Source organism: Rhodopirellula maiorica SM1, from assembly GCF_000346295.1.
In the GTDB taxonomy this organism is placed as follows: domain Bacteria; phylum Planctomycetota; class Planctomycetia; order Pirellulales; family Pirellulaceae; genus Novipirellula; species Novipirellula maiorica.
Window position 1 is genome coordinate 1 of the sequence record NZ_ANOG01000760.1, and the last position, 9,622, is coordinate 9,622.

The window sequence follows — 9,622 nt, forward strand, 5'->3', positions numbered from 1 at the left end:
TTGGGTTAGTGATTTGATCCTTTGCCTGGTAAGTGCTTGGAATCGCGACTTGCTCGATTCGATCTCGATACCTGGTTCGATACAGTTCGGGATCATTTGCCCGCATCTCCATTGTTTCGGTTCCCGCGTCATGAGGCAGGTTCAACGCAATGGACAAACAAAAGGGCTTCCCCTCTGGTCGGCGTTTCAGGAAAGCAGCGGAGCCGGCAATATAATCCGTTTGTGAATCAAGGAAACTTTGCGCGCCTTCGTCGACGATTTCGATTTGAGTGTCGGCTTTGGCGTGGCGAAAAATTTCGTGAAGCCCCTTGGGATAGAAAGTCAGGTGTTTATGTCCCGCGTACCAGAAGTCAAAACCTTCCTCAATGACTCCGGATTCGTATCCGAACTGACCAATCGGAACGTGGTTCTTACCGACGTATCCCGTGTAATAGCCCGCTTGCCGAAGACGCATGGGGTAGCTGGTTTCCCAGGCTTCTTTTTTCATGGAGGTGCCAGAGTTGAAATTGACACCGTGCTTCCTTTCGTATTGCCCCAGGAAGTAACAGGCACGGCTAGGAGTGCAGATCGCGCTCGTCACGGTCGCGTTGGCGAATAGCGTTCCATCGGCAGCAAGCCGATCCAGATTTGGCGTCTGGTGAAAGGTGTTGCCGGTGCATCCGAGCGTGTCGTATCGCTGGTCGTCGGTCAGGATGAAGATCAGATTGGGACGCGCCGCTGAAGTGAAATCTACTGCAACCGCAACCGTCCAGATAAAGAGGGTCCAGGCGGTCGCACATCGTACAGATTTAGTATTTATCATTCGCTTTCTTGTCGCTTAATCAGGTTTTCTGTTTTCAAGTGATCTTCTATGCAGTATCCAACCGAGCGTATCGCGGTTTCCGAATACCAATCGTGCGAACACGGGGCCATTTCTTGTAAGTGTCTTCAATCAGGGATCATAGTTTGAATTGACACGACAACTGCGATTAAGCACGCGATCGCTACAACTTCGGTTCGATCATGGCTTCCTGCTATCCGCCGTTGGGAAGTTGATTCTCCCAGGGCCAGTCGGCATCTTTCACGCTCTTGTGCCGGTAATACCTGAAATAGTCGACGTCGAAGGACATGTCGTCCATCGAGTGCTTCACCGTTCCCTCCTCAATGCTTGGAATCAGGTAGCGGGACACAACGTTTCCGAGCAACCAGAAGCATGGCTGAGCTGATTTTCTGCCGATCGTCTCGATCGTGTACTTGCTCTCAGGTGTCACCGAGTCGTCCTTGACGAAGGTCACATGCCGGTCACTGAAGGATTCCCAATTGCCATCATCCCAACGCCAAAGCTTGAGATGTTCCGGCGTATACTCCAGACCCACGATTTGCCATCGATCGTCATGAATGGGAACCTCGTCCTTCACGATGGCCTTTTCCAATCCGGGGCCCTTTGTGACAACTTTGCGTTTGACGCCTTTGCTGTCCACCAGTCGCGCCGGTGCATCACAGCTCCAACCACCACTCTGGGTTTCCCACTCCATAAAATCGATTTCCAGCCAAAATGGGCTGTTCGTCGAACGGCGTTTCACACCTTCCGTATTATCCAGAATGCCGGACCAGACGGATGGGTGCCAAATCGTCTTCTTCTTGCGGACTTCGGGCGAGTCCAACCCGCGATATCGGAATCGCACGACATAAAATCCGAAATAGCCCGTGGCTCTTGAAACGATGCCCGCCGTTTTTGGGACTCCGTCGGGTGCCGTCCCCTTGAACGACACATATCTGGCCACGGACTCCGGATTCGACGCATCCGACTCCATCACAACCAGACTTTCGTCATCGACGTTGTCCGTCAAGCTTGGCCCACCCGTGTTTCGCCTCCCCCATTTTTTTGTATCCAGCCTGCCGTCATTGAACTCGTCAGAAATACTCGGGTCGACTTGCGGTGCATATTGATCGCGAATCTCTGTCGGCAGACCGGTCGCCTCCTGTCCGATAGCGGATGTTGAAAATGCTAGTAGCAATAGGGGAAGGGTGTACTTTGGAAACATGAAAGATCGCCTCTTGAGTTCGAGTGAGGATCGCGTGAACATTTTTGGTAGTGGACGAGGTTACGAGTCCCGTGCATTAGGACTCGTAACCTCGTCCACTACGTCAGTTGTTGTTCACCCGACGGTAATTTACTTAACGGGAATCTGAACATTGAACGAGTGGATTACGTTTGCCTCGTCGATTGTGTCTGCGGCGCAAACCAGTGCGACCGGCTTGCCGTTGTCGATGAACAGTTGCGGTCGTTCCAGGTGTTTCAACTTTTGGATCGTTCCGTCTTGCCATTTGATTTGCAATGTTGAAACCAATGGTTTTTTCGCCAACTGCCAGTCAAATCCGTCGACGGAATCAAACATCACCAGTGCCTGACCTGCGTCGGTAAATGCTCCGTGCATGTCTTTGACGATGGCCCTGTACTTCCCGTCCTGGAACCAAATGAATGGATCTTCGGCGGGAAAATCATGTCCTTTCGCTTGAAAGACAGGTTGGTCATGCTTCTCGAACGGCCCTGTCGGACTATCCGATGTCGCCACGCAATGGACAACCGGCCCGCCCCACACACCCGGATTCTTTTTGCCGACCGCCTTGTACACCATCAAAAAGCCACCATTGGGCCGGCGGGCGACCGATGGATTGCTGACCATCAAAGCGTCCAGTGAATCCGGTTCAGGCGACACATCGATCAATGGTTTCTCAGTTCGCTGCCAGGGTCCGTCAGGTGAATCGGCAACGGCAACTCCGATCCGTTGCAGATTGCGATGGGTGGAATTCAGTTGTTGATCTCCAGGGCCACCGACGACTGCTCCGTCGCCGGTGTTACCCATGTAGTACAAGTAGTACTTGTCGTCAAACTTGTGGACGGTTGGATTGTGAGTGCAAAGGCCGTCCCAGTATTCGGCACCTCGCGGCGGTAGCGCGACGTCCCGATGTTCGAACGGACCGAAGGGAGTTTTCGAAATCGCATGAGCGATCTCGGAATGAGTGACCCAGGCCCAGCCAAGTCGTTTCTCCCAGCGTGAATAGAACAGGTGGTACAGCCCGTCGTCACCTTTGACCAACGATCCGCCCCAAATGCTCATCGTGTCGCTGGAGAACTTTGCCGTTTGCGGAACTTCGCCAAGGCGTAAATTGAATTCCGTGTTAATGTCCTGCGCGATGCACGAAATTTGCATCGAAAACACCAACGTCATCAACCATGGAACTTTCGCGGTGATCATAGCGATTTTCTTTTGATGGTACTTCACGAGTTTTAGTGGCAAAGTGAAATTGAAAGGGTGGCTGGGGCTTGGGGATGCCGAAAGGATAGAAAACGAAATCGGCTACTTCACAAGTTCCGCGTCCGCACCGAACACTTGCACGCGGAAGACACTGACGGGAAGTCCTGCCGCCGATCCCTCCAGCTCAATCCTGAGCTTAACCGACTGGATCGGTTCAACTCGAAAGTCACAGATTGTTTGGTGATTGTTTTTGCGCTCAGCGAGCACACGATTGGATTCGTCGAGAATGCGAACCGTCGACGCACAGAACGGGATCTCTGATTCAGGGTGTCCCATCAAGACTGACTCGAGTGCATGGTCAAAGTCGGTATCGAGTGCAACGATGACCCGTTCGATTTGTTTGGGTTCATCCCAGCAAAGTTCGATCCAGGGGGATGAATCGTCGGCATCGGCCACCCATGCGTTGGCCGAAGACGTGGGGCGCTGAGGACCAAAGCTGACGTTTTTCGGTTCGAATGCGTTCAATGGCGGATCGAACTTCATCGCCAGATTCTTGCCATCGGGTCTTCTTTCGGGCAACCAAAACTCGAACGTATCAATGCCGATCCCCTCGGGCGGCTGCTGAATCGATCTCTTGCTGACCTTTTTGTTGCCGCTTTGGCTGAGCGATAGCACGCCCGTCAGACGCTGGTTGCTGAGTTTCAACGTGACATCCGGATTCGGCATGAAGCAAACCATCACGTAGCGGTCGGAATCAAGCTCCACCTCAAAGTCGATCTCGGTCCACTCGGTCGGATCATGGGTAGCCACCGGTACCGTTGCCTCGGCCAACAACACGTCGGGAGTAAAACTCTCAGCGCGACTACACGTGCGAAGTTCGACCCGCAAATCGGCCTCGGCTTTCGACAACGCCTGGAAACCGATTTTTGGAATCTTACCCGCGCTAACGGGAATCAACATCGCTCGGGCGCTTTCCAGCGTCACCGTCTCGGTCGAGGGAGCCAATTCGTCGAGACGCAGCACCGTGCTGGCGGTGACCTTCGCAGAGGCCGCGAGGTCGTCTTCGTCAACGATATCGACATGTGGAATATGGTGACCGGTTCGCAGCAAATCGCGTTGCAGCCGCCGAATGTGTTTTGCATCGATCAGTTCGTGCGGCAGTACGTTCAGCTTTCGGCAATGCGCCGCCGCCATCCCCACAGCTTGCCCGTTGTGAGCACAAGTCGCCATCACGCGAGTGGAACCGAACGCGACATGACTGGCGCTGATGATCCGGCCAGCAAGAAACAAGTTACCGATGTTGCGGCTATACATCGAGCGATAAGGAATTTGGTAGACGCCTTTGCTGTGCCACTGAGTACAACCGGAAAGTTCCGAAAACACGCCATCGGCCGGATGCAGGTCGACGGCCCAACCACCGAAGCTGACGGCGTCATCGTGCAAACGCTGCTCGATGACGTCCTGCTGGATCATCATGGTGTCACCCTCGAATCGACGACTTTCGCGTTTCCCTGGAATTTGCCCTACCCATTCCAAGGTCAGCGTCTCGGCTTCGGGGAATTCGCCGGAATTTTTGATGTGGTTCCACACCCCGTAGACGACTTTCCAAAGTTCCCACTTGATTTCTTCGGTCTGGTGGATGGTGTCCATGCGACCGCCATACTCGATCCACCACAGTTGGCAACCATGCTGGCGGGCATTGAAGCTCCGCCAGCGAGGGATTTGAGTGATATCGTCCAACGCATAACTGGGCGGAACGGACCGAACCGGCTTGCCAGTGTCTTTGGTGTAGAAATACAGCGAGTGTCCAAGCAGTTCGCCGTATTCCTTTTCCGGCGCAAACCCTTCGCCAAACTCATCTTTCGACTCGGCACCCATACGAAACGCCGCACCCGCCATGAACCCAATGATGCCGTCGCCTGAGGCATCACAGAATAGCGGTGCGTGAACTTCATACATCGTGCTGTTTTGGCTGCAGAAAGCACGAATCGATTCGATCGTGTCCGCGTCCTTCTTGGTCACCTCGAATGCGGCCGTGTTCAATAGCAACGTTACCTTCGGTTCCTCGACGACCTTTTCCAGCAAGATCGTGTCGAGGATGAGTGGGTTGCCTTCGGGATTACGGTACAAATTCTCGATCAGAATTTCATCGATCACGCCACCTTCGCGGGCCCAACGATTGTTGTTGCCCATGTGCGAGGTCGCACCCAGGATCCACAACCGCACTTCGCTCGATGCGTTGCCGCCGAGCACTGGACGATCCTGAATCAGGACGACTTCGATACCAGCTCGGGCCGCCGTAATCGCCGCGCACACGCCAGCCAAACCGCCACCGACGATGACCAAATCGGTGTTGAGCTGCCGCGTTAAGAGCGATCGATTCGATTGAGGTTCAGCAATCTTCATGTCGGAAATTTCGATAGATTAACGGTGCGATGGTTGTTTCCGATACGACATCACAAGGATTAGCGTTGCCAGGGCAATGAGGGTGACGCCAAACACTCCCAGCGTGGTCAGTGCATCGCCGTTTTCCGGGTGCAACATCAGCGAGAACATTAAGAGCCCGCACAGAACTAATGCCCAGCCGACAATGATCGCTGGCAACCGACTCGACTCGACCACCACCGTCTGCAACGTTGCCTGTTCTTTTGCGGTGATGCGTTCATGCCCGGCCGCAACCCCGCGAGAGGTGATTTGCATGATGGTCAAGATTAACACCGGAACGACCACGCCAGTGAAGGTGTTGACGGTACTGGTGTTCGCTTGCGTCCACTGGGCCAATGGAGTCAATGCGGCCACCGACGATAGAAATCCATCGGGCCCCAACCCAAACCTCACGATGGTGCCCAATAGCAATGAAACACCTGCGGTCACCCAGACCGCACGGGCCGTGATGCTGCGGCTAAACAGCGACCAGACCGTCGGTGCGAACAGAGCCACGACCACCATCTCGGTGATGCTAACGATTACCTTTTCGGCACCTCCGAGTGACTGATACGCCAAAGCGATCGCGATCAGCAAGCCGCCCAAAAGCAGCGTAATGAATCGCCCGACCCAAACGAGCTTGCCGTCGTCGGTGTCATCGATTTTGGCTAGCGGTCGATAGATGTCGTGGGTCATCACGCCGGAGAAAACATTCAACTGCGAACTCACCATGCTGGCGGTTGCCGAAAACATCGCCGCGATCATCAATCCCACCATGCCGACCGGCAGCACACTTTGGCAGGCATCGATGTACGCGGTTTCGCTCAACAACAACACCATGCTTTCGTCGGCCCCAGCGGGAATCGGAGAAGCGACTCGCCAAATCAGCGGCGGCAGCAACCACAAAATCGGACTGCCAAGATACAAAAACCCAAACAGATAGGTACTCTTTCGCGCGGCCCGCGCATCGGGGACACAAATGAACCGTTGGACAAACGCCCATTCAGCGCCGATCATGAAAAAGTGAACGGCGCACCATCCCATCAAAAAGAAGACCGTGTAACTGCCCGAGATCGGACTGAGCAATGTACCATCGGTGAGCACCTCGCCCGCTTTGACATGCAGCGAAGGCGACGCGCCAGCCCCTTGCAAAAATGCGCTCAGTCCGCCGACTTTCGCAAGCGCCAGCGGGATAACAAACAGAACGGCCAGGTTCAAGATGATGAACTGCAACACGTCAGTCATCAGCACCGCCCATAGCCCGCCGATCATCGTGTAGATCACGACAATGCTGCTGAAGATCACGATCCCATAAAACAGCGACAGATTCCCGGTCGCGGGATCACGAAGCGGATTGCCTTCGGCCAGCGGCATCAGGCTGACCAAAATCCGGCCCAATGCGTACAACGCACCCGCCGTGGTGATCATCTTAAATACGGTCATGAACCACGTATAGAAATGCAACACGCCGTTGCCGAAACGCAGTTGGATGTACTCGGCCGGCGTCTGAACACCGATCTGTTTCCAACGACCGGCGACGAAATAGCCGACCAACATGGCTGCTACGCCGTACATCAAGTTAATCAGCACGGCCACGACACCCTGCCGATACGCAATTCCGCCCCAGACTACGAAAGTGTTCGCGGAGAACATCGTCATGAACGCACTCAATCCGCTGGTCCACCATGGCGACTGACCACCGGCTGCAAACATGTCGGCACTGCTTTTGTTCTTCAGCGCAAACATCGACCCCACGCCGAAGATTCCAGCCAGGTAAAGCAGCAGAACGAGGTAATCAACTTGGCTCACAGATTGGCAACTCGGCGGTCAACGCCGATGATCCTTCGATGGGAGTAGGACGACAGTTTTGGTCCTATCGTAAGGCAACACGCGTTGCCGGCAAGTCCTATATGCGATATTTTTCTTTGCGATTGCGACACCCACGTCAAATGAAAAGGCATCATGGCGAAGACACGATTGAAACGAAAGAACGATCCACCGCAAGTTGCGATTCTCGTGGACACGTCGACCGGTTGGGGGCAACGTTTGATTCGCGGAGTCACCAGCTACGCAAGACAGCATGGCCCGTGGCATCTATGGGTCGAGCCGAAAGGACGCGACGAAGCGATGCAATTGCCGCCGGATTGGAATGGCGATGGTGTGATTGCGCGAGTGGGCTCTGCGAGGCTGGCGACCGATCTGCAATCGCTGAACACTTCGGTCGTCAATGTTTGTGGGATCAAGATGCCCGAAAGCGATGCTTTCCCACGTGTGACCACGGATTACGCGACTGTTGCCGCGCTGGCGACCGAGTATTTTCGCTCACGCGGCTTTCGTCGTTTCGCCTACGTCGGGCCCACGCGGCATTCCTACGTTCGCCGACATGTCGATGCGTTTCGCGGGGCACTGGCCCAATTCGATGCCGAGTTAAGCGTCTTCAATTTTGCCCACGAATCGTTGGCGAGTAAGCGATGGAAAACTCAAGAACAAAAACTGGGGCAGTGGCTCAAGGAGATCGCTAAACCCGTCGCCGTGTTTTCGTGGGGGACGACCGCATCGGCGCGGTTGCTGAAAGTATGTCGGCTACACAATGTCTTGGTGCCAGACGAAGTATCGGTGCTCGCTGGCGACGACGATGATCTGATTTGTGAGGCGACGGTTCCGTCGATGTCCGCTGTGCTGATCTCGTCCGAACAAATCGGATTTCGCGCCGCGGCCCGGCTGGATCGATTGATGAAGGGAATGAATGACGATGGGAGTGATGTGTTGATTGATCCGATTGAAGTCGTTACTCGAGGGTCGACCGACGCGCTGGCGATCGAAGACTTCGAATTGGCTCGAGCGGTCCGATACATGCGTGAACGAGCTTTTGGCGAGTTGACCGTCGCGGAGGTCGCCGACCATGTGCCGATGACTCGGCGAAACTTGGAACGTAAGTTTCGTGAAATGATTGGACGCACACCGCTACAGGAAATCCATCGGCTGCGGATCGCACGCGTGAAGGAATTGCTGTCGACCAGCGACTTGGCCATGCCCGCCGTTGCGGCGGCATCAGGATTTGGCACGCCGGAGTACATGACGCAGATGTTCAAGTCCATTGTCGGTCAAACGCCGCTCCGCTACCGATCAATGACGCGAGCCCGCTAAATCCGGTTCAGCGAACAGGGTCTTGGAGGCCGATGCAACCAAATGCAATGCGTACTAAGACGATCCAGCAAAAATTTCTCGGGCCCGACGACTTCGCCGACGAGAGCTCCGTCGCGCTCGTGTACCCGCCCTGGCGTTAGTTGAATCCGTTGTCTTCCTGCTGCATCAGCGTTTGTACGATTTGATCAAAGTCGCTCGCCTTCAACGTCATCGGTCGATTGCATTGGCCGCAGAAGAGACGCCCCAGCAAATTCACTCGGTAAGGATTCTTCGCAGGCTTGCGTTCTTTCGTTTTCGCTTTACGCGTGTTTCGTGATGACAAGTGAGCTTGAACTGCGTCAAAGAGATCAGAATTCGCGATGGCTTTATGTTCACCCGGAAGCCAACCGTCCGGCGAGCGAACCTGGCCGGTGTAGGTCGCGTTTTTTAGCAGCTTCACAATTCGGCGAGGTGTCCAGGTGCCTGCCTCACCATTTTGATCGAGCCAGTTTTTTTCGTTGGCAAACTTAGCAAGTACGCTTGGGCGCACACCTCTTGCGGCTCGAGCAAAGAACTCGCGAACAACCATCGCTTGGCTGCGATGAACAACAAGCTGCTTCGTTTCGGGATCAGACTGATAGCCAAATGGAACCCGGCCTGCGACTCGCTTGCCTTGACGTTTCAATGCTGCTCGCATGTCAGCAGTCCGTTCGCGAGTTAAATCCTGTTGGAACTCACTAGCCGCTGCGACGATGTTGGTCATCAGTCGACTAACTGGAGTATCGCTGTAACTAGGATCATTCGACGACGACAAGTTCAACAGACGTTGGCCT

7 protein-coding genes are annotated in these 9,622 nt (G+C 54.6%); 1 reads left to right on the forward strand and 6 read right to left on the reverse strand.

Features of this window, described 5'->3' with window-relative positions; genetic code table 11:
• From RMSM_RS24585 to RMSM_RS24605, 5 genes are all read right to left on the reverse strand, one after another.
• Nucleotides 1-802 (reverse strand): sulfatase-like hydrolase/transferase (locus RMSM_RS24585; RefSeq protein WP_008702924.1); only part of this gene is annotated, 802 nt, incomplete at its 3' end.
• Between the two features lie 211 nt (nt 803-1,013).
• The gene (locus RMSM_RS40090) at nt 1,014-1,643 is read right to left on the reverse strand and encodes a hypothetical protein (RefSeq protein ID WP_144057929.1); all 630 of its coding nucleotides are present in this window, start codon (nt 1,641-1,643) and stop codon (nt 1,014-1,016) included.
• A 510-nt stretch (nt 1,644-2,153) separates the two neighbouring features.
• Nucleotides 2,154-3,239, reverse strand: coding sequence for a glycoside hydrolase family protein (locus RMSM_RS24595; protein WP_144057930.1), 1,086 nt, complete (start codon nt 3,237-3,239; stop codon nt 2,154-2,156).
• A gap of 102 nt (nt 3,240-3,341) precedes the next feature.
• Nucleotides 3,342-5,645: an FAD-dependent oxidoreductase gene (locus RMSM_RS24600; RefSeq protein WP_008702927.1), complete on the reverse strand. Its 2,304-nt coding sequence runs from the start codon at nt 5,643-5,645 to the stop codon at nt 3,342-3,344.
• Between the two features lie 18 nt (nt 5,646-5,663).
• Complete coding sequence (locus tag RMSM_RS24605; protein WP_008702928.1) at nt 5,664-7,472, reverse strand: sodium:solute symporter family transporter; 1,809 nt, start codon at nt 7,470-7,472, stop codon at nt 5,664-5,666.
• A 153-nt stretch (nt 7,473-7,625) separates the two neighbouring features.
• Between RMSM_RS24605 and RMSM_RS24610 the strand changes: the two genes are divergently transcribed.
• Complete coding sequence (locus RMSM_RS24610) at nt 7,626-8,810, forward strand: AraC family transcriptional regulator (RefSeq protein WP_008702929.1); 1,185 nt, start codon at nt 7,626-7,628, stop codon at nt 8,808-8,810.
• A 136-nt stretch (nt 8,811-8,946) separates the two neighbouring features.
• On the opposite strand, the gene RMSM_RS24615 is transcribed toward RMSM_RS24610, so the two are convergent.
• A partial coding sequence (locus RMSM_RS24615; RefSeq protein ID WP_144057931.1) for a recombinase family protein occupies nt 8,947-9,622 on the reverse strand: 676 nt, incomplete at its 5' end.

Excerpts from the sequence above, each read along its gene's own strand:
- RMSM_RS24595 (WP_144057930.1), bottom strand. The coding sequence starts at position 3,239 with ATGATCACCGCGAAAGTTCCATGGTTGATGACGTTGGTGTTTTCGATG.
- RMSM_RS24600 (WP_008702927.1), bottom strand. The coding sequence starts at position 5,645 with ATGAAGATTGCTGAACCTCAATCGAATCGATCGCTCTTAACGCGGCAG.
- RMSM_RS24610 (WP_008702929.1), top strand. The coding sequence starts at position 7,626 with ATGGCGAAGACACGATTGAAACGAAAGAACGATCCACCGCAAGTTGCG.